This is a genomic window from Mesonia algae (assembly GCF_003253545.1).
GTDB lineage: Bacteria > Bacteroidota > Bacteroidia > Flavobacteriales > Flavobacteriaceae > Mesonia > Mesonia algae.
In genome coordinates, this window is record NZ_QKYV01000004.1 from 339,150 (window position 1) to 365,495 (window position 26,346).

The 26,346-nt window shown below is 33.8% G+C and carries 28 protein-coding genes; 21 read left to right on the plus strand and 7 right to left on the minus strand.

Going from position 1 to position 26,346, the window contains the following annotated elements; translation table 11 throughout:
• Positions 1 to 42 precede the first annotated feature (42 nt).
• The 5 genes from LX95_RS08975 to LX95_RS14610 all read right to left on the minus strand — a co-directional run bounded on the left by LX95_RS08975 (position 43) and on the right by LX95_RS14610 (position 4,517).
• Complete coding sequence (locus LX95_RS08975; RefSeq protein ID WP_111541100.1) at positions 43 to 477, minus strand: hypothetical protein; 435 nt, start codon at positions 475 to 477, stop codon at positions 43 to 45.
• Positions 478 to 488: 11 nt separating this feature from the next.
• Positions 489 to 1,571 carry an AI-2E family transporter gene (locus LX95_RS08980; protein WP_111541101.1) on the minus strand — a complete coding sequence of 361 codons (1,083 nt, stop codon included), beginning with the start codon at positions 1,569 to 1,571 and terminating at the stop codon, positions 489 to 491.
• Positions 1,572 to 1,657: 86 nt separating this feature from the next.
• Complete coding sequence (locus tag LX95_RS08985) at positions 1,658 to 3,802, minus strand: catalase (protein ID WP_111541102.1); 2,145 nt, start codon at positions 3,800 to 3,802, stop codon at positions 1,658 to 1,660.
• 197 nt (positions 3,803 to 3,999) lie between these two features.
• Positions 4,000 to 4,152 (minus strand): hypothetical protein, encoded by a 153-nt coding sequence (locus LX95_RS14605; RefSeq protein ID WP_170116597.1) that lies wholly within the window; start codon positions 4,150 to 4,152, stop codon positions 4,000 to 4,002.
• Between the two features lie 215 nt (positions 4,153 to 4,367).
• On the minus strand, positions 4,368 to 4,517 hold the full coding sequence (locus tag LX95_RS14610; RefSeq protein ID WP_170116598.1) for a hypothetical protein: 150 nt from the start codon (positions 4,515 to 4,517) through the stop codon (positions 4,368 to 4,370).
• 227 nt (positions 4,518 to 4,744) lie between these two features.
• On the opposite strand from LX95_RS14610, the gene LX95_RS08990 reads away from it, so the two are divergent.
• The 3 genes from LX95_RS08990 to LX95_RS09000 all read left to right on the plus strand — a co-directional run bounded on the left by LX95_RS08990 (position 4,745) and on the right by LX95_RS09000 (position 6,810).
• Entirely contained in the window at positions 4,745 to 5,296 is a 552-nt protein-coding gene (locus LX95_RS08990; protein ID WP_111541103.1) for a DUF421 domain-containing protein, read from the plus strand.
• A gap of 2 nt (positions 5,297 to 5,298) precedes the next feature.
• A complete protein-coding gene (locus LX95_RS08995) occupies positions 5,299 to 5,574 on the plus strand; it encodes a SemiSWEET transporter (RefSeq protein WP_245924749.1) in 276 nt (91 codons plus the stop codon).
• Between the two features lie 219 nt (positions 5,575 to 5,793).
• Positions 5,794 to 6,810: a helix-turn-helix domain-containing protein gene (locus tag LX95_RS09000; protein ID WP_111541105.1), complete on the plus strand. Its 1,017-nt coding sequence runs from the start codon at positions 5,794 to 5,796 to the stop codon at positions 6,808 to 6,810.
• Between the two features lie 2 nt (positions 6,811 to 6,812).
• Here the strand turns inward: LX95_RS09000 and LX95_RS09005 are convergent, their stop codons facing one another.
• A complete protein-coding gene (locus LX95_RS09005) occupies positions 6,813 to 7,670 on the minus strand; it encodes a glycosyltransferase family 2 protein (RefSeq protein WP_111541106.1) in 858 nt (285 codons plus the stop codon).
• A gap of 310 nt (positions 7,671 to 7,980) precedes the next feature.
• On the opposite strand from LX95_RS09005, the gene LX95_RS14615 reads away from it, so the two are divergent.
• The 6 genes from LX95_RS14615 to LX95_RS09030 all read left to right on the plus strand — a co-directional run bounded on the left by LX95_RS14615 (position 7,981) and on the right by LX95_RS09030 (position 11,511).
• Positions 7,981 to 8,124 (plus strand): hypothetical protein, encoded by a 144-nt coding sequence (locus tag LX95_RS14615; protein ID WP_170116599.1) that lies wholly within the window; start codon positions 7,981 to 7,983, stop codon positions 8,122 to 8,124.
• Positions 8,125 to 8,128: 4 nt separating this feature from the next.
• Complete coding sequence (locus LX95_RS09010) at positions 8,129 to 8,977, plus strand: SDR family oxidoreductase (protein ID WP_111541107.1); 849 nt, start codon at positions 8,129 to 8,131, stop codon at positions 8,975 to 8,977.
• A gap of 11 nt (positions 8,978 to 8,988) precedes the next feature.
• Positions 8,989 to 9,450 (plus strand): MgtC/SapB family protein, encoded by a 462-nt coding sequence (locus tag LX95_RS09015; RefSeq protein ID WP_111541108.1) that lies wholly within the window; start codon positions 8,989 to 8,991, stop codon positions 9,448 to 9,450.
• A gap of 216 nt (positions 9,451 to 9,666) precedes the next feature.
• Positions 9,667 to 10,317, plus strand: a complete 651-nt coding sequence (gene gntA, locus LX95_RS09020) for a guanitoxin biosynthesis heme-dependent pre-guanitoxin N-hydroxylase GntA (protein WP_111541109.1) — start codon at positions 9,667 to 9,669, stop codon at positions 10,315 to 10,317.
• A gap of 11 nt (positions 10,318 to 10,328) precedes the next feature.
• On the plus strand, positions 10,329 to 10,940 hold the full coding sequence (locus tag LX95_RS09025) for an FMN-binding negative transcriptional regulator (RefSeq protein ID WP_111541110.1): 612 nt from the start codon (positions 10,329 to 10,331) through the stop codon (positions 10,938 to 10,940).
• Positions 10,930 to 11,511, plus strand: a complete 582-nt coding sequence (locus LX95_RS09030; RefSeq protein WP_111541111.1) for a DUF1989 domain-containing protein — start codon at positions 10,930 to 10,932, stop codon at positions 11,509 to 11,511. Before LX95_RS09025 ends, LX95_RS09030 begins: the two co-directional genes overlap by 11 nt.
• A 21-nt stretch (positions 11,512 to 11,532) precedes the next feature.
• Here LX95_RS09030 and cysQ read toward each other — a convergent pair whose 3' ends face one another.
• On the minus strand, positions 11,533 to 12,291 hold the full coding sequence (gene cysQ, locus LX95_RS09035; protein WP_111541112.1) for a 3'(2'),5'-bisphosphate nucleotidase CysQ: 759 nt from the start codon (positions 12,289 to 12,291) through the stop codon (positions 11,533 to 11,535).
• A 423-nt stretch (positions 12,292 to 12,714) separates the two neighbouring features.
• Here cysQ and LX95_RS09040 point away from each other — a divergent pair, with 423 nt between their 5' ends.
• The 12 genes from LX95_RS09040 to LX95_RS09090 all read left to right on the plus strand — a co-directional run bounded on the left by LX95_RS09040 (position 12,715) and on the right by LX95_RS09090 (position 26,342).
• Positions 12,715 to 14,172: a Y4yA family PLP-dependent enzyme gene (locus tag LX95_RS09040; RefSeq protein WP_111541113.1), complete on the plus strand. Its 1,458-nt coding sequence runs from the start codon at positions 12,715 to 12,717 to the stop codon at positions 14,170 to 14,172.
• 1 nt (position 14,173) lies between these two features.
• On the plus strand, positions 14,174 to 15,184 hold the full coding sequence (locus tag LX95_RS09045) for a helix-turn-helix domain-containing protein (protein WP_111541114.1): 1,011 nt from the start codon (positions 14,174 to 14,176) through the stop codon (positions 15,182 to 15,184).
• Positions 15,185 to 15,213: 29 nt separating this feature from the next.
• Positions 15,214 to 15,372 (plus strand): hypothetical protein, encoded by a 159-nt coding sequence (locus LX95_RS14620; protein ID WP_170116600.1) that lies wholly within the window; start codon positions 15,214 to 15,216, stop codon positions 15,370 to 15,372.
• 131 nt (positions 15,373 to 15,503) lie between these two features.
• A complete protein-coding gene (locus tag LX95_RS09050) occupies positions 15,504 to 15,947 on the plus strand; it encodes a DUF2383 domain-containing protein (protein WP_111541115.1) in 444 nt (147 codons plus the stop codon).
• Positions 15,948 to 16,425: 478 nt separating this feature from the next.
• The gene (locus tag LX95_RS09055) at positions 16,426 to 16,758 is read left to right on the plus strand and encodes a hypothetical protein (RefSeq protein WP_245924750.1); all 333 of its coding nucleotides are present in this window, start codon (positions 16,426 to 16,428) and stop codon (positions 16,756 to 16,758) included.
• 91 nt (positions 16,759 to 16,849) lie between these two features.
• Positions 16,850 to 21,295: a CusA/CzcA family heavy metal efflux RND transporter gene (locus LX95_RS09060; RefSeq protein WP_111541117.1), complete on the plus strand. Its 4,446-nt coding sequence runs from the start codon at positions 16,850 to 16,852 to the stop codon at positions 21,293 to 21,295.
• Between the two features lie 6 nt (positions 21,296 to 21,301).
• The gene (locus LX95_RS09065) at positions 21,302 to 22,528 is read left to right on the plus strand and encodes an efflux RND transporter periplasmic adaptor subunit (protein WP_111541118.1); all 1,227 of its coding nucleotides are present in this window, start codon (positions 21,302 to 21,304) and stop codon (positions 22,526 to 22,528) included.
• A gap of 6 nt (positions 22,529 to 22,534) precedes the next feature.
• The gene (locus LX95_RS09070; RefSeq protein ID WP_111541119.1) at positions 22,535 to 23,176 is read left to right on the plus strand and encodes a cation diffusion facilitator family transporter; all 642 of its coding nucleotides are present in this window, start codon (positions 22,535 to 22,537) and stop codon (positions 23,174 to 23,176) included.
• The gene (locus LX95_RS09075; RefSeq protein WP_111541120.1) at positions 23,169 to 23,582 is read left to right on the plus strand and encodes a Fur family transcriptional regulator; all 414 of its coding nucleotides are present in this window, start codon (positions 23,169 to 23,171) and stop codon (positions 23,580 to 23,582) included. The genes LX95_RS09070 and LX95_RS09075 overlap by 8 nt, the downstream gene beginning before the upstream one ends.
• A 57-nt stretch (positions 23,583 to 23,639) precedes the next feature.
• Entirely contained in the window at positions 23,640 to 23,996 is a 357-nt protein-coding gene (locus LX95_RS09080) for a SpoIIAA family protein (protein ID WP_111541121.1), read from the plus strand.
• A gap of 10 nt (positions 23,997 to 24,006) precedes the next feature.
• Complete coding sequence (locus LX95_RS09085; RefSeq protein WP_111541122.1) at positions 24,007 to 24,378, plus strand: DUF3703 domain-containing protein; 372 nt, start codon at positions 24,007 to 24,009, stop codon at positions 24,376 to 24,378.
• A complete protein-coding gene (locus LX95_RS09090; protein ID WP_111541123.1) occupies positions 24,378 to 26,342 on the plus strand; it encodes a heavy metal translocating P-type ATPase in 1,965 nt (654 codons plus the stop codon). The genes LX95_RS09085 and LX95_RS09090 overlap by 1 nt, the downstream gene beginning before the upstream one ends.
• Positions 26,343 to 26,346 lie beyond the last annotated feature (4 nt).

The window sequence follows — 26,346 nt, forward strand, 5'->3', positions numbered from 1 at the left end:
CTCTCTAAATATCCTAGATTCTTTAAGTTTTATTATTAACAATCAGGTTAAAAATTTTAAGTAACCAACACTACTTGCACCAAAAATAATATGCGCTATAAGTAACTGAAAGTAGAAATGAGAAAACTCAATTGAAGGAGGTTTTGGATGAAGGTAAAAGACAATTTTCCAACTTAAAACACCTGTAATGCCAGCTAGCAACCCTAAAATGCATCCGTTTAACCAAGAAGCAGAAAGTACTGTAAATTCCCAGGTAATAAAAAATAGGTAAGTAAAAACAAATCCTATTAGATAATGTATGATCCAACCTAACAGATTACTTTTTCCGATTGACAATGATATTTTTGGAAGTCGGTTGATTAAAATATTGATTAGTTGTGGTTCTTTAAATTTTTCTTCCTTTAATTCAGAATATATATAGCTGAATAATGTCATCATTGTAGTGGCTATAATGCTAGAATTTATAATTGTAAGCATAGTAGAATTTTTTAATCTGATTTTTTTATTGACTCATTTTGAAATAATTCTCCCACCAGTTTTAAACTTGGTATGTGTAATACAATTGTAGTGAAGATGGCTGTAAGTGGAACAGCTAATATCATTCCTGGAATTCCCCAAATCGCACTCCCTAAAATAACCATTAGGATAACTAAAAAAGGATGAAGGTTAACTCGTCCTCCAATAATATAGGGTTGTAAAACATAACTTTCTAAAAATTGAGAAATAGTAAAGGTTATAATAACACCTATGAGTACTCCAATCTCTCCTGAAACTAAATAACCAAATGCTAAAGCAAGACAAAACCCTATGATATTTCCTATGTAAGGAATCAAAGTAAGAAGAGAAGCTATAATACTAACCAAAATAAAATTTTCTACTCCAGATATTCCCAATCCTATACTGTAAGCTATGGCAAGAATCCCCATTAGAGATAATTTACCAATTAAATATTGAGAAATTACTTGTGTGAGCTCACTGGAGGTTTCTTCAATTTCATCTTTGTGTTTATTGGGAAATAATCTTATTAAGAAAATTAGAAAACGCTTTCTATATCTAAGTAAAAAGAAAATATAGATAAACACCAAAAGATAATTAGCAATAAAAGCACTGGTACCACTTAAGAAAAGCATTGCTTTACTACCTGGTTTATTAACTAAAGAACCAATACTACTTAATCCGTTATTGCTAGTAATAGTTTCTATGTCTCCAGAATTTATAGGAGTATTTTCAATAGCAAAGTTTTTTAATTCTTCAATTTTAGGCTTCATATTTTCCTTAATTGTAGGCCATTCTTCTATAAAACCTTGAAATTGGAAAAATACAATAGCTAGAATACCTAAGGAAATTATAAATAAGGTGATAGATGAAATTAAACAGGCTAATGATTTTGAAAGTCTAGTTTTTTCTAACTTTTTACAAAGCGGATAAATCAATAAACTTAAAACTCCTGCAATTACTAGTGGAGCTAGAAAACCTTGAATTTGAATAAGACCCATGATTAAAAAATACAAACCCAAAATTAAAGCGGTACCTATAATTATAGGATGATATGAAATTTTCTTGTTTTGCATTTTTTAAAGGAATTAATGGTTTTAAAATATAAACTAAAGGCCATGTATGTAACATAGCCTTAGTTAAATAATTAATAATTGTTTATTTAAGCAGGAATGTTTTTCGCTTTTTCTTCTCTATCCCAATTACGATGTTGGGCAATACCTCCAATAAATTTATCTGCGTCTTTATTGATAAATACACTAGAATCATCTTTAAAATCTTTACCGTAAGTTGCATCAAATAGCTCTTCACCTTCATTACTTATAGCAATAGGCTTGCAGTGTTTTAATGATTCATTGATAAACTTTTTCGCTTTAGCTTCATCTAATAAAGACTTTATACTTTTTTCACCTCCAGGAATATAAAGAGCATCAAATAGCACACTTTCTGTAGTTAATAAAGCTGCGTCAACTTTATGTTTTTTATCCTTATCACAAGAAACCTCTCCTCCATGCGGAGCAATTAAATTAACAACAGCACCTTTATTTTCTAAAGCTTTTTGCATAGTATCTAATTCTTTTCCGCTAAACCCGTCGCTTACTAGGACTGCAATTTTACGACTTACAATACTATCGTTTTTTAAAAAAGTTTGACTTAGAGCAGATGATTTCTCTAAATAATTTTTCTTTTGTCCAGGTTGATGTTTTTTAACATCGGCATCTGCACCAATAGCTTGATTTACGGGTTGTTCAATATTGTTTGGAATTTCAAGCCCTAAACCTTTAGCTACTTTTTGAGCGAGATCATTGTCTATTTGTGCAATTAAATAGAGCATTCTCTCCTTTATATGCTCATAAGTACATTTTCCTATTTCAAAGGTATAAGCATCAGCAATATGATTTTTTTCCCAATCCTCTAAACTTCGATAGAAAAGAGCAGGTTGACTGAAATGATCGTTAAAGCTTTCGCTTCTATCACGTACTTTTTTGGCGTCAATTCTTTCTTCGTAAGAAGTAAATCCTCCTTGAGCCATTTTTGCAAGATGAGGGCAACCTCCTCCAATAGAATTTGGGAAATATGCTGTTTTACCTTTATTAATAGTCATTCTCATGTGTGCATCACGTTGATTGTTGTGCACTTCGTTTACAGGTCGGTTGATAGGAATTTCATGAAAATTAGGACTTCCTAAACGTGATAATTGTGTATCGGTATAAGAAAAAAGTCTTCCTTGTAATAAAGGATCATTTGTAAAATCAAGTCCTGGTACTAAATGCCCTGGATGAAAAGCAACCTGTTCTGTTTCCGCAAAGAAATTATCTGGGTTTCTATTTAAAGTCATTTTTCCTATGCGTTGTACAGGGACCATTTCTTCAGGAATCAATTTGGTAGGATCAAGAAGGTCAAAATCAAACTTATGTTCATCTTCTTCAGCAACAATTTGAAACCCTAATTCCCATTCAGGATAATGACCAGCTTCAATAGCATCCCATAAATCTCGACGATGAAAATCTGAATCGGCTCCATGAATTTTAACAGCTTCGTCCCAGGTTACCGAATGAACTCCTAATAAAGGTTTCCAATGAAATTTCACAAAATGTGATTTACCTTCAGCATTAATAAGCCTAAAAGTATGTATTCCAAAACCTTCCATCATTCTAAAACTTCTAGGTATAGCCCGATCGCTCATTACCCAAATATGATTATGTAAAGTCTCTGTGGTGTGAGATACAAAATCGTAGAAAGTATCGTGTGCCGAAGCAGCTTGAGGAATATCACGATCTGGTTCAGGTTTTACAGAGTGAATTAGATCTGGAAACTTCATCGCATCCTGAATAAAGAATATAGGCATGTTGTTTCCTACCAAATCAAAAATTCCTTCTTCGGTATAAAATTTAGTTGAAAAACCTCTAACATCACGAGCTAAATCTGCCGAACCTTTATTTCCGGCAACGGTAGAGAAACGTACAAATACGGGTGTTTTTCTTGAAGTATCGGTAAATATTCCCGCTTTGGTATATTTTTCTTGATTTTCATATAATTCAAAGTAACCGTGAGCGCCACTTCCTCTTGCATGTACAATACGTTCTGGAATACGTTCGTGATCAAAATGGGTGATTTTTTCTCTTAGAATAAAATCTTCTAAGAGAGTGCCTCCGCGTTCTCCAGCTTTTAAAGAATTATTGGTATCATTTACTTTAACCCCTTGATTGGTGGTCATAGTTTTGCCTTTTCCTTGTTCTAAATTTTGCTTTAGATCTTTTGATTTTGAGGTAGAATTTTTATTTTGGTGATGGTTAGAATCATTCATGGGATGTGATTTACGGATTAAAAAAATTTAATTATAAATACTTCACAGAAACTGAAGAGATAAGATAATATGAAGCATCGTACTCGACGTTTATCTTAAAGACGAAGCATTGTGTATTTAAATTTTATAGGGTCTCGGCTAATGAAATAAACAGTTATTTAATTCATAATGAAACCCTATAAAATCAAAAAAGTGATTTACTCTGATTTTTTAGACTTGTCACCAGAGTTATATTGAACGCCTTTTTTAGTAGAGTTATCCTTTTCACTATGTACAGTTTTACCAGCGTTAGGAGGGTTCATTTCGGTGTTTTTAGAATTTTCTTTTTGCTTTTCGTCTTTCTTGCTCATAATGTTATAATTTTAAATTAAATTGAATAATTTCTTCTAAATTAATATATGGACTAGTGTTGTATTAACACGATTAACATAATTATTAGCAATATTGTCGTTTTAACAATTTAATGGTATTGATAGAATTTGCTGTCATCTCTAAATACATATAATTCTATTCAAATCTTTTTGATTAAATTCTCAAAATTAATATAGATATTTTCTAATTAAATTTAAAAGTCGTCTAAACCTGCCATTTTACGTAACCTTTGAATGGCTATTTCTTTTTCACGTAATTCATTTTCTTTTTTTAAAATCTTGTAGGCTTGAACCCCCAAAATCCCAATGGGAATAAGCAATAGTAAGTAAGCTTTTTTATTCATTTTTCTTTTTATGATTCACTAAAATACAATAAGCCTCTTTTTTTACATAGACCAATACATATATTTTAACATAATTATAGCATCTAAATAATTGTGTTATAAACCGTGCGGAATGAGTTATCAGCATTTTTGATTAATACCTAGTTTCGCGAAATTTTGTATATATTTAGTTTGCTTAGACTCTCATACAGATTTATATATTAATTTCTTAAACTGAATAAAAAGCTATGGAAAATTGGATCTACACTTCGCTTCCTACATTATTAAAAGTGATTATAAGTGTTTTTGTGATTTTTACAATTATTATCATTATCACTCGAATTTCTGGTTTAAGAACATTTGCTAAAATGTCTAGTTTTGATTTTGCATCAACCATTGCTATAGGTTCTATTTTAGCTTCGGTAGTTATGAATACAAATCAATCATTATTAAAAGGAGGTTTAGCTTTGGCTGTAATTATTATCTTTCAAACTATTTTTTCCTATAGTGTTAGAAAATTTGAAAGTTTTAAAAAAGCTTTTACCAATAAACCTTTAATGCTCATGGTTGATGGTAAAATCTTGTATGAAAATCTCGAAAAATCGAATGTTGGAGAAGAAGATTTAATAGCCAAATTAAGAGAGGCAAATGTTATTCATTTTAGTGAAGTCTTAGCAGTAATATTAGAATCAACAGGAGATATGTCTGTACTTCATTCCTCAGAAAAATCTGAGCTTCAAGATAAATTACTTTTGGGAGTTGAAGGAATACCTTCTAACAGTAAATATTTAAATAGGTAATTATGCTAGTAGAAGTAATAGGTTTTCTCGCAGGTATTTTTACAACTCTAGCCGCTTTACCCCAGATTATACGCACGTTTAAAGAAAAGAAGGTTGAAAATATTTCTTCTTATATGTTTATAGCTTTATGCATAGGGGTGGGGTTATGGACTGTTTATGGCATTATGAAAGCAGACTGGCCAATTATCTTAACTAACGGAACTTCTTTTATCCTTAACGGAATAATGCTATTTTTTAAAAAAAAGTATTCTGTTAAAAGGAAAAATTCTCCCTCTTAACCTAAAACTAATTTCTTCTTGTTTGCTCTTGTAAATAAACTTCTAAGTCGTTTTTGATAGTAAGCATTCGCAGTTTGTAGCAATTGTGTTAATCTTTTTTTTCATCGAGCTAAACATTTATCGTAATAGAGGCTAATATTGATTTTTTTATCAAAAATAAAATCAAGTATTGTTAGTCGCTGCAAGTCATTACGTTATCTCTAAACACTTTATTCATTAATGAACTTTATTTATACAAAGTCGGTATCGCTACCTCATATCATTATTGATATTGCAAAAGAACTAAAAACTACTTTTAAAGAAAAATGCGGAGAATATAGTTTAGAAATCCCTTCAAGTAGTGGAGAAGGAGTAATTAAAGTAAATTCTTTTAAAAACGGTTTAGCATTGCTACAATGGGATTGTTGTTTTCATAAAACATTAGAACTTCAATTTTCTAAACAAAAATGTCATTCCTTAAAATTTATATATTGTTTGGAGGGGGAAGTAATCCATTATTTTGAATCACAAAATGAACCTCATACTCTAGCTCAATATCAACATGCCATCGTTGCTCCTACTAGTGATTCTCACTATACCATTAGATTTAATAAAAATACAAGAATCAAAATATTTGGGATTGAGGTTATTCGGGAAGAGTTTTTACATAAAATAGATTATGATCTCCCAAGTTTTAATTTGCCCTTAGAAAATATTTTACAAGATGTAGAAGCAAATAGTTTTTTCTATTACCAAGGATTAAGAAATTTGGAGTTAGCCGATATGTATTCTGAAATAAATAGTCCTACATCACACAAATTTCTTGATAAAATTTTTCTCGAAGGACAAACCTATAGACTTTTGTCTCATCATATGTTAGTATTTATTCAAGAAACAGATTTTACGCACAAAGAAAATAATCTGCGTAAAGCTGAAATTACGCTAATTAAAAATGCTGCAACTTTAATTCTGCTCGAATTATCTCAGCCTCTAACCATAGAAAATTTAGCAAAAAGAGTAGGGCTTAACCCTAATAAACTACAAATGGGGTTTAAGACCATTTTTCAGTTAACTGTTAATAAATATATTAGAAGGAAAAGATTAGAACGTGCCAAATTATTACTAAAAACTACAGACTTAAATATTTCTCAAATATCTGAAGAGATAGGTATTAGCAGTGTAAGTTATTTTTCTAAAATATTTAAAGAAGAATACGGAAAAAAGCCTTCTAAATTTAAAGAAAAAACAAAGGTATAAGTTTATATAAAGGGTTCATTCTCAACTAAAGCTTGTTCAATTTCTTCTAAAGAAGGACTTTTTAGCGCACTAATATTTAGATGTTGAGTAGACCAATCTATATATCCTTTGTTGCGAAATTCTTCTAAATAATCCATCATTGGCCATTGTCTCCACTTGGATTTAAAGTAATTAGAGTTTTTTATAATACTTTCCAAGTGATTAAGTGGCGGACGATAAAATGAGTGTTGTTGATGGTATACTTGTAAATTTGTTAAATAAAATGGACAAAGCCTGTTTTTTGTAGCTAATGCAAAATCAATATCTTCAATCCCATATCCAGTATAATAATTATCGAATCCTCCAATATTTTCATATAGATCTTTCTTAAGGAAAAAGCCTAGTGTAGAAAATTTTGTATAATCTTCACAAAGTTCTATAGCTTCAGGAAAATTTTTGTCAGGATGAGAAATAGATATTTCTGATAATGTATCTAGATTTTTTACAGGTTGTGTTAGAAATTGTGAGTGAGCCATAAATAAACCATCACGTTGTGAACAAATTCTTTTTAGCTCTTTAAAGTAATCTTTTTCAGGAATACAATCTACATCTAAAAAAGCTAAAATATTTCCAATGGCAGCTTCTGCACCTTTATTTCTAGCAGTAGCAAAACCAACATTATCTCTATTTTGATAATGAGAAATTATCTTAATGTTGAGATTATATTTTTCTAAAGCTAATTCGTGAATCCCCATTTCTACAATTATAATCTCTTTAGGGTGTTCGCTGTTTTTTTCAATTCCTTTAAGCGTTAAATCTAAATGATGAGGTCTATCATAGTGAGGGATAACTAACGAGATTTCATTTTTTTGAGGCCACATAGGTTATGCTTAATTACAAATGATTGTTTAACAAGCATCCAATTTATTGAATAATAATGAGGATAAATTAGGGAGAAATGTCTTTTACTTTATTGTGTTAGAAATTATGGTTCTAGTGTTATTTTCAGCGATTTTTTTTGGTTTTATAATTGGAAGGTATTTTCAAAACTTAATAATATCTTTTATAATATTCTGAAGAATTTATGCTTAATTATAAATATTATTTAAGATAAAGTTAAAAATTGTTTAATTGAAATTTTGTTTTCCTGTTTCATTTTTATCTTTCTAATACTAACTAAAAAACACAATTATGGTAGGCGGTGAACAACATGAAAAACATCCTGTAGGAGATAAAGCAACAAAGAAAAAGTACAATGCTAATAAGGAGAAACAGTCTTCACCTTCAAGTAAGAATATTTGGACAAAACTAAAAAACTTCTTTTTAAATAAATAAGAAAATGAGAAAGCCATCAAAATTTCCAGATAAAAGTCAGTCACAACCAGGAGAACAACATCAAATGGATCCCGTACCAGAAATAATTAGAGAGGATTATAAAGATTCTGATAAATTAAAAGATAAAGTAGCAATTATAACTGGAGGCGATAGTGGTATAGGAAGAAGTGTGGCTGTGCACCTAGCTCGAGAAGGAGCAAAAATTTGCATTGTATATTTAGAAGAAAATGAAGACGCACAAGCAACTAGAGATATGGTAAAAGAGGAAGGTATGGAGTGCCTTTTAATAAAAGGAGATGTGAGAGAGCAAAAATTTTGCGAAAAGGTAGTAGAGAAATGCATTAGTCATTTTGGGAAAATTAATGTTTTAATTAACAATGCCGCGGTTCAGTTTCCTAAGGATGATGTTTTAGATATTGATGAAGATCAATTAATGAAAACATTTGAAACCAATATATATCCTTACTTTTATTTTGTAAAAGCAGTTTTACCACATTTAAAAGCTGAAGATTGCATTATCAACACTAGCTCTGTGACAGCGTATAGAGGGAGTTCTCATTTATTAGATTATAGTAGTACTAAAGGAGCTATTGTAACTTTTACTCGTTCTTTAGCGAAGATGCTTGCTAAACAAAAAATTAGAGTAAATGGAGTTGCACCTGGACCTATTTGGACTCCATTAATACCAGCTACCTTTGATGATGTCACTAAATTTGGTCAAGATACGTTGTTAGAGCGGGCAGGTCAGCCTAGTGAGGTAGCTCCAGCTTATGTCTTTTTAGCAAGTAAGGAGAGTAGTTACATTACAGGACAGTTTATTCATGTAAATGGAGGGGAAATTATTGGAACTTAAATTACATAGACATGGAAGTAGATTTTACAGATTTTATACTTAAAAGTGGTGCCGCTATTTTTGCAGGTTTATGCATGGGTATTGAACGTCAAATAAAAGGTAAACCGGCGGGATTAAAAACAAATATTCTTGTGGCTTTGGGAGCCAATGTTTTTGTAATTATCTCTCTTTTATATCAAAACCACCCAAATACAGATCTTACTCGTATTATAGGTCAGATTATTGTGGGAGTTGGTTTTTTAGGAGCTGGAGTAATATTAAAAGAACAAAAATCAGAAAAAATTTGGGGTTTAGCAACAGCAGCAACTATCTGGTGCAGTGCAGCAGCCGGCTGTCTTGCAGGATTAGGCTTATATAATGTTTTAATAGGTTTTTCAGTTATGGTGGTTCTTATCAATTTAATTTTCGGGTACTTTGGTAGTAAATTAAATAATAAGTGGTCAAATTCTTCTCATAAAACACCTGAAAAATAAAGAATTCTCCCATTCTTTTAATTGCAAAATATCTGCTTTATAACAATTTTACTGAATTATATCAATTAGATAAATCAAGTAGAGAAAATGAAAATTTGTTAAAGAATAATTAAAACCAGTCTTAAAAAGTTAAAAATTTCTACAAGTATTTTAAACTATTCTTAATCAAATTTAAAATAAAAAAGCTTCCCGTTATTTTTATAAGAAACTAATATTATGGAAACGGGAAAAAATTACAATTGGTTTAAAGACTGGATCATTAAAGAGGGACATCCTTGTATTATGGCTCAAACAGTTTTTAAAATGGATAAAGTAGAATTTCATGAATATAACGGATTTGGAGAAAAAAAATCGGTTGGTAAAATGCTAATCGATTTAGAAAACTATATTGAAAATTACGATTTTGACTCTAATGAATTCTTTACATTTATAGCAACTTTTCCTAACGAAACTGAAGAATTGACTGAAAAAGAATTTGAAGAAAAATTATGGAGTCAATTGCAACATCTTCATGAAGCAGACGATCATGAATGGGATTCTCGTGTTAATTCAGATCCAGAAAATAGTAATTTTAGTTTCAGTCTTAAGGGACGAGCATTTTATATTGTAGGTTTGCATCCAAATTCATCTCGCAAAGCTCGACAAACTAAATTTCCTACTTTAGTGTTTAATTTACATTGGCAATTCGAAAAATTAAGGGAAATGAAAACTTACCAACGTGTAAAAAAACGCATTAGAAGAAGAGACCAAAAATTACAGGGTTCTGTAAATCCAGTATTAGAAGATTTTGGAGAAAAATCTGAAGCAAATCAGTACAGTGGGAGGTATGTAGAAGAGAATTGGAAATGCCCTTTTCACCATAAATAGATAACTGTATTATGTATCAACCCAAACATTATAAGAAAGATGATATTCAATTTGCTCATCAACTTATAAAAGAAAATCCTTTTGGAGAGTTTGTTTTGATGGGAGACCATCTTTTAGCGACCCATATTCCAATTTTAATAGATTCCTTTTCAACTAAATTTAGGCTATATTCTCACATTGCTAACCATAATCCACAATATGAATATTTAAAAGAGGGAACAGAAGCATTATTGATCTTTAAAGGAGCTGATGCTTATATTTCCTCATCTTGGTATAGAGAAAAAGATATTAGTACCTGGGATTACTCTGCAGTACACATTAACTGCAAGATTAAATTACAAACTGAAAAGGAGTTGCGAGAATCTTTAAAAAATTTGGTACATCATTTCGAGAAAAAACAAGATTCTCCTTTAGAATATGATGAGATTCCAAATCATATAATAGAAAGTCATATTTCTCAAATTACGGGTTTTTGGTGCGAACCTCAATCCGTAAAGGGTATAGGGAAATGGCATCAAAAATCAGATAAAAAAGATATAGAAAACATTATAGGGAAGCTTCAAAAAGATGCTTGTCCACATACATCATTAATTAAAAATTTAAAAGACGAACATGGTTTGTGAAATTAAAAAACAAAGCGGAGCTGCATTTTCACTGAAAAAAGGAGAAAAACTAAAAGTGATTGATCCTAAAGGTGAACAAGTAAGTGATATGGTTTTATTTAATGCTCACGATACGCGAGAAAAAATATCATCTGGTAAAACTTTAGATTTTCAGGAAAGCTTATTGATTACAAAAGGGGATTTTTTATGGTCTAACCGAAGTAATAAAATGATGAAAATTTTAGAAGATACTAATGGAAGAAATGATTTTTTGTTAGCTCCCTGCAGTCCTGAAACTTTTCAAATTATGTATGATAACTCCAATTATCATCCAAGTTGTTTTGAAAATCTCTATGTGAATTTAGAGAAATTTAAAATTGAAAAAGACGATATTCCTACCGCCTTTAATATTTTTATGAATGTACAATGGGATAATAAAGGAGAATTAACTGTAGAAGCACCACTAAGTAAAGCGGGTGATTACATTGTTTTCGAAGCCTTAACGGATTTAATTGTGGCACTAACCGCATGTTCGGCAGAAGATAGTAATAATGGAAGTTTTAAACCTATTCATTATGAAATCTTAAGCTAATATTCTCTATAATTTATTTCATTATTTTAAAGTGGATACCATAAAACTAGGGTTCAAAAGATCTTCTTTATTATATTTTAAAGGTTGTTGATTTTCAGTACTTACGATATCGAGCTGCATTCCTCTTAAAATAGCGTGGGCTGCAGCGGTATCCCATTCCATTGTAGGAGAAAACCTAGGATATAAATCTGCTTCGCTATCGGCAATCAACATAAATTTAAGTGAACTACCCATCGTAATAACTTCGGCATTTTCATAGTTAGATATATATGCTTTAGTTTCTTCGTTATGATGAGATCGAGAAGTTACTATTCTCACAATATCAGTTTCATTCTTAATTAATTTTAATTGATGTTCTGGGTCCATATTTTCATCCATGAACGCTCCCATTTCTTTTCCTCCAAAATAGAGTTTATCTAATACTGGTGAGAAAATTACCCCTAAAATAGGCTCATTATTATGCATTAAAGCAATGTTAACAGTAAACTCATCATTCTTTTTAATAAATTCCTTTGTTCCATCTAAAGGATCTACGAGCCAATAGTATTCCCAGTCTTTTCTTTCTGCATAAGAAACCTCTTCTCCGTCTTCCGACAAGATAGGAAAACCTGTTTCTAATAATTTATTTTCAATGGCACGATGCGCTTTTAAATCGGCTTGATTTAATTCATCATCATTTTTTATAGTTTCAAATTCATCTGAATTATAAATTTCTAAGATTGCAATTCCAGCATCTCTTGCTGCATCGATCATTGTAGGTAAATACTTTTTAATCTCCATAATTATAATTCAGTTAAAATTATTAATTAAATTTATAGGTAAACCTTAAACATGGGTGATTTAAGGTATTCATCAAAAGTACAGAAACTTTTCTAGGATCATCTCTAATAGTTTTATCGTGTTAGGATAAAGTTGTAAAATGTTAATAATTGATACTTAGACTTATAAGAAATCACGTTTTGGTACTTTTTAAATTTCAAGTAAAAATAAATTTAATTGGATAATTAGATAACTTAAAACACATTCTTTATAACACAAAAGAAACTTTTTAAGTGTTTAAAAATCAAAATGTTAAAGCTTATTTAATTAGAAGGTTAGAAAGAGGGGGAAGTAATATTTTAGCTTTAAAAAAACTTATTTTAGAAATTATTAAGCTCAATTTCTAAGTAATAGTTTTTTATCAACTAATGCTATTTTAAACGAATGAAAAATAATATTCCCCCTTTGCCACCCATCACCTCACAATGGATTCATCGCATTGCAGATAACTATGATTTACAAAAAGAGTTAATTGATACTTATGAATCACCTTTAAATATTCATCACTTGGAATCATTTAAAACCAATCTTGCGGAATATCATTCTATATTAAACGCTTATGATTTTAAAAGCAAAATATATTATGCAAGAAAAGCTAATAAATGCAGTACGCTGGCTTCTGTAGCATTTGAAAATGGGTTTGGGATAGATACAGCCAGTTATACAGAGCTCAGACAATGCTTAGATTTAAATATCAATCCGCAAGACTTAGTTGTTACGGCTGCTATAAAAAATGACAAGTTATTAAGGCTCGCAATTACTAATAGAGTTTTAATAATTATTGACAATAAAGATGAAGCAGATTTAATTTTAAAAATTGCAGAAGAAGAGAATTGTCAAGCACAAGTGGGGTTTAGAGTTAGTGGGTTTGAGTATAAAGATCATAAACTTAAAAGCAGGTTTGGTTTTGATATAGATGAAGTAGGGGGCTTCATTATAGAATTTTTCAATTCAGAAGAGGTTACTGAATACGTAAATTTTGAAGGTTTCCACTTTCATTTAGATGGTTATGATCCTCAACAAAGAGGCGCGGCTCTGCATCAAACTTTAGATTTGATTGAAACACTTATTACCTATGATTTTAATCCCAGCTTTGTGGATATTGGGGGAGGAATATTGATGAACTACCTAGAAAAAGAAGATTTTTGGATTGAATTTCAAAAACAATTAAAAAAGGCTGTATTAGGAAAACGAGAAGCTATTACGTACCAAAACAATGGTTTAGGTTTTAATAATAGAAACGGAGAGATTGAGGGAGGCTTAAAGACATACCCGTATTATAACGATACTACGAAAGAGGAATTCTTAAAAAATGTATTAGAGATCGCGTACGTACATAGAAAACCTGTTTCCTATCGTTTACAAGAGCTAGATATAGAATTAAGATTAGAACCTGGTCGCAGTTTATTAGATCAAGTTGGTGTGACTATTGCGCGAGTAGCGCATCGCAAAAAGGATGTAGATGGAAATTTTTTAGTAGGTTTAGAGATGAACATGACTCAAATGGCAAGCTCTAGCGAAGATTTTCTTTTGGACCCCATAGTTTCTTACAAGAATAGAAAAACTGAAGAGGAAAGCGTTGAAGTTTACTTTACTGGCGCCTATTGTTTAGAAAGAGATTTTATACTTAAGCGAAAAATTAGCTTACCAAAGCTTCCAGAAATAGGAGATTTTGTTATTTTTATAAATACAGCTGGTTATATGATGCATTTTTTTGAAACTGAAGCTCATCTTTTTAAGCTGTCACAAAATGTTTTTGTAAATAACGTAGAGGATAAAATTAGTTTATTAGATTTTTATAGGGACGAAAATAATTTAGAAACGAAACATATTTATTTATAAAATGAGAAGTATTCACGTAAAATCCTTACCTTTTAAAGATGTCATTAGAGAAATATCAGAAGCATTTCATACTAATTTCAGTGAAAAATGTGAAGAATATTATTTGGGTATTCCCGAAGAATTTGGTGAAGGAATAATTCGAGGTATTAATTTTAGTAACGGATTGGGAATCATTATTTATGATTGTGTATTTACTGAAGAAACAGAAATTAGATTCACTAAAAATGATATACATCCTGTAAAATATCTTTATACCGCTGAAGGAGAATTGAATCATCGTTTTGCTGATGAGGAGGAAGAACATCAATTAAATAAATATGAATGTGCTATCGTTTCTAGCCAAGGGCACAAAGGTCATGTAATAAATTTTAAAGCAAATGAAAAAACGTATGTTTTAAGCCTTGAAATTGATCGGAAACGTTTTTTTTCTAAATTAGAATGTGAATTGACAGAGTTAAGTGAAAAATTAAAATCCCTTTTTTTAGATACAAATGCCTCCAATTCCTTTTACCACAAAGGTTATTACAGTATTGCTTTTGATCAACTAATGGCATCTCTAAATGACCATGACGGAGAAATGATGGTGCGTAAACTTTTTTTAGAAGGGAAAGCTCTAGAGATTTTTATAAAACAAATAATATTATTTGATGATGACTTAAAATCTGAATCTACAAAATCACTTCTTAGAAAAAGTGAATTATTTACCATAAGAGAGAGTGCAAATTACATTAATGAAAATTTAGAAAAAAACATCACCATAAAAGATTTAGCAAGGGATTTCGGACTTAATCCCAATAAATTACAAGCAGGATTTAAGTTTCTTTTCCGCTTGACGGTGAATGAATACATTATGCAACAACGTATGTTGAAAGCTTCTACTTTGCTGAAAACTACCGATCACAGTTTAAGTCAGATTGCCGAAGCGATTAGCATTTCTAGCAAAAGCTATTTTTCTAAGAGCTTTAAAAAACATTTTGGAGTACTTCCGTCAGAATATTTGAATAAAAATTAATAGATAACCAATCTTAAACAATGTAAATTATGAAAAAAGAAAAAGACTCTAATTACAGAGATGGAGAAGATGAAATTAAATCTATGGAAAACAACATAAAAAATACAAATTACTTCGGAATTGTGTTGGGTGTTGTGATAGTTCTTTTATTAGTTATTCTTGGCGCTTACTTTTTAGGATTTTTATAAAATAACTATTTAATTTGCTTACTGCTAATTAATTAACGGATTATGTTAGCGCTTGATAAATTATTTCATTAGTTTGAAATAATGCGTTATCTCATTTAATTAACGCTTCATAAATAATTAAAATTAAGTATATGCGTGATCCAGAAATAGCAAGAAATATTAATAAATTAATCAAGGTTAATGAAGATGCAAGTGAGGGATTTCTTTTAGCTGTTGAAAAAACCAAATCAGAAAAACTTATAAGGTACCTTAATAGTCAAGCTGAAGAACGACAAAATTTTGCAGATCAATTGTCTGTTAAGCTTAGGGCTTATTATCCTAATGAAAAAGTTAATGATACTGAAAATATTTCAGTTAACCTATATCAGAATTTGCAGGAACTAAAAGGCAACCTTACTGACAAAATTATTTTAGATAAATATAATCAAGCTGAAACACAAAGTATAGAAGAGTATGAGAAAATTTCAGTGCTTTTTACTGATGTAGGTCATAAGATAAATGAGCTTATGAATCATCAAAAAGTAAAAATTGAGCAATCATTGAGTGATGTCAAAAATATGGAATTTAAGGGTTAGAAAATATCTTATAACGTTTTTCTAATCTGTTTTGAACGTTTTCAGTTCATTAAATATAAAAACCTTAGATTTATTGTCGCCTTAGATAATTTTCCACGTGAGGTTAAAGCAAAAAGAATAATCATTTGATTACTCTTTTTTTAAAAGTCGGGATGAGAGGATGATGAAACACCTCTCGAACTCCTTTATTTTAAAGGGTTTCAAGTTTTTAGTAATTTTGAACTCACGATTAACTCAAAATATATTTTAGAACGTATTGTATTAATTTGTAACTTAAGTAAAGTTCGTTTAACTAAAATAAAGAAAAAAAGTCATTTTAATTGAATGTTGATTAATTTGTTTTAAATCCTATTTTCATGTCAACGTATTTTGCACAACCATTGCATTTGATAATTTGTATATTTGTATAAATTATATGAAAATATTTGTTTCCATATCAATGTCTATTTTATTCTTTTTTCAAGGGATAAGTATAGATATGGACTTTTGTGGGCCAATTAAAGAAATTTCAAATATAATAACCCATTATGAAGACCATAAAGTTTATGGCGACTCTTTCTTTGAATATGTAGTTGAAGATTACATTGACAACGATGCTAAAAATGAAGAGCATCATCATAATCCAGATAATGAGAATACACCAGTCCATTCCCATAATCAGTGTTGCCACCCTTTGGTGTTAATTATTGCTAACAATAATTTGGCTTTAAACAATCGACTAAAGTTTGAAGAGAAAAAACAATATAATTTACATAATGTAAACTTCACTTCCAGATACTTGGAATCACTTTTCCAACCACCTAAAGTATAATTCAGTTTTTATAGGATTCCTATATCTTTTTTTAATGTTTTCTCTTTAAGGAAAGCATTTGCATTTTTTTAACTGAATTAATACATTTTCTATGATTAACAAAATCATTGATTTTTCAATCAATAACAAATTCATTATTGGCCTATTTACCTTGACCCTTATAGGAGTTGGTATTTGGTCAATGGCAACCGTGAACCTTGGTTCGGTGCCAGATATTACCAATAACCAGGTTCAAGTAATTACGCAATCGCCCAATCTGGGAACAGAAGATATTGAACAGTTCGTAACCTATCCCGTCGAACTATCTATGGGTAATTTACCAGGCGTCACAGAAATAAGATCTATCTCACGCTTTGGACTTTCCGTAGTTACTATCGTTTTTGAAGACGATATGGGAACCTATCTTCCTCGACAGCTGGTACAGGAAAAACTCAACGACCTGGGTGAATCCATTCCTGAAAAATTTGGAAGCCCATCAATGGGTCCCATTTCTACTGGATTAGGTCAAATTTATGAATACACTATAAAGCCACAAGAAGGTTTTGAAACCAAGTATTCACCTATGGAACTGCGCACAGTACAAGACTGGGTCATCAAACGACAACTTACACTATTGGAAGGCGTAGTAGAGGTTAATTCTTTCGGTGGTAGTATCAAGCAATACGAAGTTGCTGTCAATCCAGAGAAGTTAAACAGTATGGGAATCAGTATCTCACAAGTATATGAGGCTCTCGCTCGGAATAATGTGAATACAGGTGGTGCTTATATCGAGAAAAATAAAATGTCAAATTTTATAAGAGGCGAAGGACTTATTCGCTCTTTGGAAGACATTGAAGATATTTCGATTACTAACGAGGGCAACATTCCCATAACTATTGGAGATGTGGCAACGCGTGTCCATTTTGGGAGTCAAGTACGTTATGGTGCATTTACACAAGACGGCAAAGAAGCTGTTGGCGGTATGATAATGATGCTCAAGGGTTCTAATCCTAATGCAGTTATTCAAAATGTAAAGGATCGTATGGCAGAAATTGAAAAGTCTTTGCCAGAAGGTCTAACTATCGCCCCAATAATTGATCGTAGTGAACTAATTGCCAGAACTACAGATACAGTGAAAACCAATTTGCTGGAAGGTGCCCTTATCGTAATTTTTGCCCTGGTTTTTTTGCTAGGGAGTTTAAGAGGTGGTATCATAACAGCCACGACCATACCGTTGTCCTTACTTTTTGCATTTATCTTAATGAAGCAATTTAATGTTTGGGCAAACTTAATGAGTTTGGGAGCTATTGATTTTGGGATCATCATAGATGGTGCCGTGATTATTATTGAAGGAACGGTGTATGAGATCCAAAAACGAATTAGGTCTGGCAAGTTAAAATTCAATCAAGGCGTGATGGATAAAGTAGCTTATGATGCAGGAAGCACGATGATGGGTTCTGCCTTTTTCGGACAAATCATTATTCTCATAGTTTTCACACCTATACTTTTTCTAACTGGTGTAGAAGGTAAAATGTTTAAGCCTATGGCATACACCTTTGGGTTTGCAATGATTGGTGCTATAATCCTGTGTCTTACGTATGTACCAATGATGTCTGCACTTTTAATGAAACCAGTTCAAAATACCAAAAACTGGTTTGGCAGGTTTGAACGATGGCTTGAAAAAATAAGTGATAAAATTATAGGTGCTATTCATAGTGCATATATGCCTTTATTAAAAGGCGCACTGCGGCTTAAGCTTATCGTGCTTTCATCTGCTGCTGTTCTGCTTATTATTGCTGGATTCATATTTTCTAATATGGGTGGAGAATTTGTGCCACAGCTCGACGAAGGAGATTTGGCAATGCAGGCGCTCATAAGACCAGGAAGTTCACTATCAGAATCCATTGAAGTTTCTAAAAAGATAGAAACGATTTTATTAGAAAGTTTCCCTGAAATTAAAACAGTTACAGCACGTATAGGTGTAGCCGATATCCCCACGGATCCTATGCCTATGGATATTGCAGATATGTACATCATTCTCAATAAAGATATGGACGAGTGGACAACAGCTTCTAGTAAAGAAGGTTTGATAGATGCCATTAGAGACAAATTAGATGAAGAACTCGTAGGTGTAAATTTAGTTTTTACCCAACCGGTTGAGTTGCGATTTAACGAGTTGTTAGAAGGTGTTAGAGAAGATATTGCGGTAAAACTATATGGCGAAGATTTAGAGGTATTATCAGAAAAAGTTCAAGAAATGGCGGCTATTATACAGACTGTTCCTGGCGCTGGCGATGTGAGTGCAGAACGTACAGCTGGATTACCACAGATGACCGTAAAATATAGACGAGATAAAATGGCACAATATGGACTGGATATTCAAAAAGTAAATGATTACATAAGTACTGCATTTGCAGGAGGTACGGCTGGTGTCATCTTTGAAGGAGAGAAACGATTTGATCTCGTGGTACGATTTGATGAAAGCCATAGAAAAAGTATAGATGACCTACGCAATATGTACTTCGATCTTAATGATGGCAATCAGGTACCCATTATCGAAATAGCCGAAATTGAATATGTCCCTGGACCTATGCAAATCTCACGTGACAATACGTATAGAAGAACCTACGTAGGTGTAAATGCTCGAGGCAGGGATGTGGAATCTGTAGTAAAAGATATTCAGCAAAAATTAGATGAAGAATTGGACTTGCCATCAGGCTATTATATTACCTATGGTGGCGAGTTTGAAAACTTACAAAGTGCAAAGGATCGTTTGATAATCGTTGTGCCAATCGCCCTGTTTTTAATATTTATACTGCTGTACTTTGCCTTAAAATCCTTTTCACAATCGCTAATGATTTACATAGCGATTCCCTTGGCGGCCATTGGTGGTGTGTTTGCTCTATGGCTTCGAGATATGCCATTTAGTATTTCGGCAGGTGTAGGATTTATTGTGCTATTTGGTGTCGCGGTTCTTAACGGGCTGGTACTTATAAACCGATTTAATTCCTTAAAAGAAGAAGGTGTTATAAGCATAAAGGATCGAATATTTCAAGGGACTAAAGAACGTATTCGTCCCATTATGCTCACGGCCACCACAGATATTTTCGGCTTTTTACCTATGGCTTTTTCCACATCGGCTGGTGCAGAAGTTCAACAGCCGCTCGCTACGGTAGTTATCGGTGGAATGCTTACAGCCACGCTGCTCACGTTGGTCGTTCTTCCCGTGCTCTATACTTTTATAGAAAAGCGACGCGAGCGCAAAGACCAGAACAAGATTGGTTCATTTAATTCGAAAGCATTAACTACGATTTTGATTGTTGGTTTTATGTTAGGTGGCACCGCTTTCGCGCCTGCCCAGAGCGCAGTCGAAGGGAGAGCGCAACAATCACAAGCACTTGTGCAAGATCTCATTGCTAAGGACAGCATCACGCCCATAACATTATCACGAGCTGTAGAAATTGCTAAAGAAAATTATCCTGTACTTAAAGCGAACCAACTCGAAATCGAAAGACAGAATGCACTCACGGGCAATGCATATGACTTCGGTAGTACGCAGGTCTTTACAGGTGGCGAAGAAGTGGCCGATGGTCTGGGCATTTATACATTGATAGGTGTCGGGCAACAGAATATTGATCTACTGGGAATAGGTGCTAAAAAACGTTTGCAACAACAACGTATTGAGTTGGCAAAAACGGCATTTGACCTTTCAGAAATCCAGATAGAACGGGAAGTTAAAAAAGCCTGGTCAGAAGCTTTTCAGGCAAAGAAGAAGTTTGTTTTGTACCGAGAACTGGACAGCATTTACGGTCAGTTTGCACAATCTGTTGAGCTCAATTATGAAGTGGAAGCCATTTCAAGACTGGAATACGCCGCTGCGCGCAATCAAGCTTTGCAGGTCAACAATAAATTTCAACAGGCAGAAACAGATTATTTCATTGCCTTGCAACAACTCAATCTTTGGTTGACACCAGATACGATGTACACCGTTGCTGATGAATTGGAAGCTACTGAAATTTCAATTTTAAAGACTGATAATACATTAAATAATCATCCCGAGTTATCGCTTTCGCGAAAGCGTATAGACGAAGCACAAGCAAGCTATGACGCAGCAAGGGCAAGTTTACTGCCCCAGTTTAATCTGCAAGGTGGCCTGCAACGTGTCAATGGCGAAAGTGGTTTTTATACCTATCAAGCTGGGATTTCCATACCACTGTTTTCTGGACCTGTCCGTAGTCGTGCAAAAGCGGCAAAACTCGATGCACAGATTGCAGAAACCAATGCCGTTTTCAAACAACGCGAGCTAAAATCGCAATTCGTACAGGCACAGCAAAATTATGCACGATGGCGGGATACCTGGTTTTTCTATAAAACCGAAGCTTTGCCACTTGCCATAGACCAGCGCAAAGGTGCATTGCTGGCATACAAAGAAGGAGCGCTGGATTATGCAGCATTCACGCAAATAATACGTGATGCCATACAGACCGAAATGGACGCGCTGGACGCACTTGATAAATATTTAGAAGCCCTATTTGATTTACAATATTTCCAAAACTAAAAAAAGATGAAAAAATTAAAATATATACCGATTACCGCAATGCTTTTTGCATTGACATTATTCAGCTGTGGCGACTCAAAAACTGAAGATGGCCACGATGAAGCCACCCATTCTGAAACGGAAGAAAACAATTCTGAAGGTGAGACCGGTCAAGGAAACCTTAACGAAGGTGAAGCTGAGGAAGTAATGCTCACGGCACAGCAGTTTGAAGCCTTACAAATGGAAATTGATACGCTCGCGCAACGCAATATGAGTGGTTATGTAGAAGCAAACGGTACGCTGGAAGTACCACCCCAAAACGAAGCAAATATTACCGCGCTTGCAGGAGCAAATGTGGCATCCATAGAGGTTATAGAAGGAGACGAAGTCAAAAAGAATCAAGCGGTGGCTTATTTATCACATCCCAGCATCATCCAGATTCAATCAGATTATTTAAACGCTTACAGCAATAGTAAATTTCTGAAACAGGAATATGAACGTCAAAAAAGACTTTATGAAGCTGGTGTAGCATCTGGAATGAATTTCCAAAAAGCAACGGCAGACTATCAGTCATCTACCGCAATGGTAAATGGTCTTGAAGCGCAATTGCGACAGTACAACATCAATGCAAATGGTGTGCGCAATGGTACTATCTATCAGCGTGTTGCATTACGCAGTCCCATTTCAGGTGTTGTAGAAAAGGTTTTCATAAAAACTGGTCAATATGTAGAACCACAAACCAACTTAATGGAAATAGTAGATACAGACCACGTGCACGCAGATTTAATGGTGTTTGAAAAAGATGTGGACAAAGTGAGGAAAGGCCAAAAAGTACGTTTCAGTATTCAATCACGACCAGGAAAAGAGCAGGAAGCTTTTATTTATTCGGTCAGCCAGACTTTTGAGCAAGATCCCAAAGCGGTTCACGTACACGCTGAAATAGAGAATAAAGAAGGTGGTCTTATCCCTGGTATGTATATAAAAGGTAAAATTGAAGTTGATAACCAACAGACTACCGCACTACCTGAAAGTGCCATAGTTACAGAAGCCGGTAAGGACTATGTATTTACAGCACAAAGTGAAGGCGACGCGTGGAGTTTTATACCAGTTGAAGTCACTATGGGCGAGAAAGATGGCGACTGGATTGCCATACGTTTCTTTGAAACCCCAAATCCAAAAACACGCTTTGCGTATAATAATGCCTATTACCTTATGGCAGAAATGAAAAAGGGAGAAACTGAGCACGAACATTAAGATGTAATGAAGGAAAGAAGAAAGAAAAATTTAATAGAAGCAAGAACCCTACAGATTTGGAACGTCATTTATGATGTTATAGAAGTTGTAGTCTCGCTCATTGCAGGAATAACGGCAAACAGTTCGGCTCTTATAGGTTGGGGATTAGACAGCACCATTGAAGTTGTCAGTGCAGGAACATTAGGCTGGCGGTTGCACGGCGAGATTAAAGGTATCGATGAAGAAAAAGTAAAACGAAGACAAAAAATCACGTTAAACGTAATTGCAGTTTCCTTTACGCTCATCTGTATTTTCATTTCCTACGATTCCATTACAAAGCTTATAAATCAAGAAACCGCAAACTGGAGCACGATAGGACTGATCATATTATTGGTTTCCCTGGTTGTAAATCCTATCCTGATCTATTTCAAAAGAAAATATGGAAAGAAACTTGAAAGTCCAGCTTTAATGGCCGATGCTAAAGACACCTTTATTTGTCTATACCAGACCGTGGTCGTTCTTATAGGACTGATATTGGTCAATTGGTTAGGCTGGTGGTGGGCAGATCCTGTGGCGGCATTACTTATCGTTCCGTACGCTGCAAAAGAAGGCTATGAAGCCTACAATAAAGCTAAAAATATCAATTATAACACCGCACAAAATGACTGAAATAGAAAAAACACTAAATGACCATAACGTGCGTCCCACCGCAATGCGCATCTTGATTTATAAATATCTGGCACAACAGGAAATCGCAAAGGCATTGCTTGATGTTGAGAATGCTTTCGCAAAAGCAGAACGTTCAACCATCTTTAGAACACTGAAAACCTTTGAAGAAAATGGTATTGTACACCAGATAGAAGACGGCTCAGGTATCACAAAATATGCGCTCTGTGAGCCAGGCTGTAATTGTGAAATTGAACAAGACCTGCACCTCCATTTTCGTTGTAGCAACTGTAATGAAACTGTTTGCTTGACAGAACATAAAATACCACACATCAACCTTCCAGATGGCTACGTAGCCGAAGATGTAAATCTTGTTGTGACAGGTGTTTGTGAAAAGTGCAGTAGTTGACATTGCACAACAGTTGCGCAACTATTTCACTAAATTGTAAGAATTAAAATGTAAAAAATGATACAGCTATTAAATTCAGAGAAAGTCAATTTGATTTCAGTGAAAATCAGCGGTAAAATTTCAAAAGATGAAGTTGAAAAAATCCATTCACAAATTCACGAAATCTTGAAGCAGAACAGCAAGGTTGATTTCTATTTTATATTGGAAGATTTTGACGGCTATACACTAAAAGGTTTTTGGGAAGACTTAAAAGTGGACAGGGCTCATATTTCAGATTATGGAAAAATGGCGTTTGTGGGCGAAAAGAAATGGCAGGAATGGGCTGCAAAGTCAACCGATTTTTTTACAAGCTCGGAAGTGAAATATTTTGATTTAGAAAATAAGGAACTGGCAAAGACTTGGATTATCTCTTAATTAGCGATAAATGAAATTCAACACTAAAATACCAAAAGGCTTAAAGGAACATTATGAAAATGAACTACGGTTTTACCGTTTGTCATTACTCAAAGGAAATTTGTCTCAAGCTTGGAATCATCTTGAGCGCTCACACATAATTGGTCAATCCTATCCTTTTGAGCATACATATTCGCATTGGCTAATGCTCAAATTTGGATTCAGACAAAAGAATATGATAGAAGTTTTAGGTCAAGTTGTTCGCTTACTAATGGGTGGGTGGAAATCGTTTATCGACCACGTACCAACTGGAAATACTGGTGGTTCCAATGTTCCACCACTTAAAAAGATGGTGCTTCCGCACGATTTAAGTGTCATTTTAAACCAATACAAACCAACATAATGAAAAAGAAAAAAGTAAACTTACGTGACTTAGAACCAAAAGAACATCAAGGCGAGCACAGTCACGACGATGGCCATAACCATAGCAGCCCTGAAGAAATTTCAAATTTTAGAACCTATCTACCGGCTATTTTCAGCTTTGTGATGTTGATAGCCGGAATCGCTATTGATTACTTTGATGCGTTTCCTTTCTTCAAAGGATGGATTCGCGTAGTATGGTACACGGTAGCCTATATCCCTGTAGGTTTTCCGGTGATAAGAGAAGGCTGGAAAAGTATTAAAAATGGTGATTTTTTTACGGAATTCTTCTTAATGTCCATAGCCACTTTAGGTGCATTTGCCATTGGCGAATATCCCGAAGGTGTTGCCGTAATGCTGTTTTATGCTGTGGGCGAACTCTTCCAAAATGCGGCCGTTAACCGTGCGAAAGGAAATATAAAAGCCTTACTCGATGTAAGACCAAATGAAGCTTTGGTTTATCGTGATGGCGACTTTGTTTCAGTAAATCCCGAGACTGTTGAGATTGGCGAAAAGATACAGGTACGTGTAGGCGAAAAAGTTCCGCTTGATGGTATTCTGCTTTCTGAAAAGGGTTCTTTTAATACCGCTGCCTTGACAGGCGAAAGCAAACCTGATACGATTGCTAAAGGTGATACTGTTTTTGCAGGAAGCATAAATCTTGATGGTGTAATCGAGATTGAAACCACTAAAGAATTTAAAGACAGTTCCATTGCACGAATTCTGGATATGGTGCAAAATGCTACTGCCAGAAAATCAAAGACCGAATTGTTCATCAGAAAATTTGCTCGGATTTATACACCTATCGTTGTATTCTTGGCAATTGGACTGACGTTTTTGCCCTACTTTTTCGTGGATGATTATGTGTTTAGGGATTGGTTGTACCGAGCGTTGATATTCCTTGTGATTTCGTGCCCTTGTGCTCTGGTCATTTCCATTCCTCTCGGCTATTTTGGCGGATTGGGTGCGGCATCTCGCAACGGTATTCTTTTTAAAGGTGCATCCTTTTTAGATGCAATGACCCAAGTAAACACGGTCGTAATGGACAAAACAGGAACCGTTACCAAAGGGGTTTTTAAAATCAAAGAAATCAATTCCTTCACATTTGAGGAAGCCGAATTTATGAAATACCTGATGGCGATGGAAGAACAATCCACGCATCCTATCGCAAAAGCGATTCTCGAATATAAAGCAGACGGTTCAGATTATGAAGCGACTGATGTTTCAGAAGTTGCAGGAAAAGGTTTAAAAGGAACGGTCAATGGGAAAACGGTATTGGTAGGTAATAAAGCTTTAATGACCTCAAATGGCATAGAAGTCCCTTCGGAAACGGATGGCATTGTAGAATCAATCGTTATGGTGTCTATTGATGGGAAATTTGCAGGTTATGTAACCATTGCAGATGAACTAAAGGATGATACGCACCAAGCCATTAAACAAATTCGAGATTCAGGAATTTCTAAGATTATAATGCTATCAGGCGACAAGGATTCTATAACGCAACAAGTTGCAAAAGAGTTAAATATCGATTGGGCAAAAGGTGGGTTGTTACCTGAAGATAAATTGAACGAAGTTGAAAAGCTCAAAAAACAACCTGATACGAAAGTCGCATTTATCGGCGATGGCATAAACGATGCACCCGTTTTGGCAGCAAGCGACGTTGGTATTGCGATGGGTGGTTTAGGAAGCGATGTCGCCATTGAAACAGCCGATGTTATCATACAGACCGACCAACCCAGTAAGATTGCAAGAGCGATTAAAATTGGTCGTTCAACGCGCCGAATAGTCTGGCAAAATATTGCGCTTGCATTTGGTGTAAAAATAATTGTCCTCATTCTCGGTGCAGGTGGATTAGCCACGATGTGGGAAGCTGTTTTTGCAGATGTAGGCGTAGCATTATTAGCAATTTTAAATGCTGTTAGGCTACAGAAAATGATTTGGGATTAAGGTG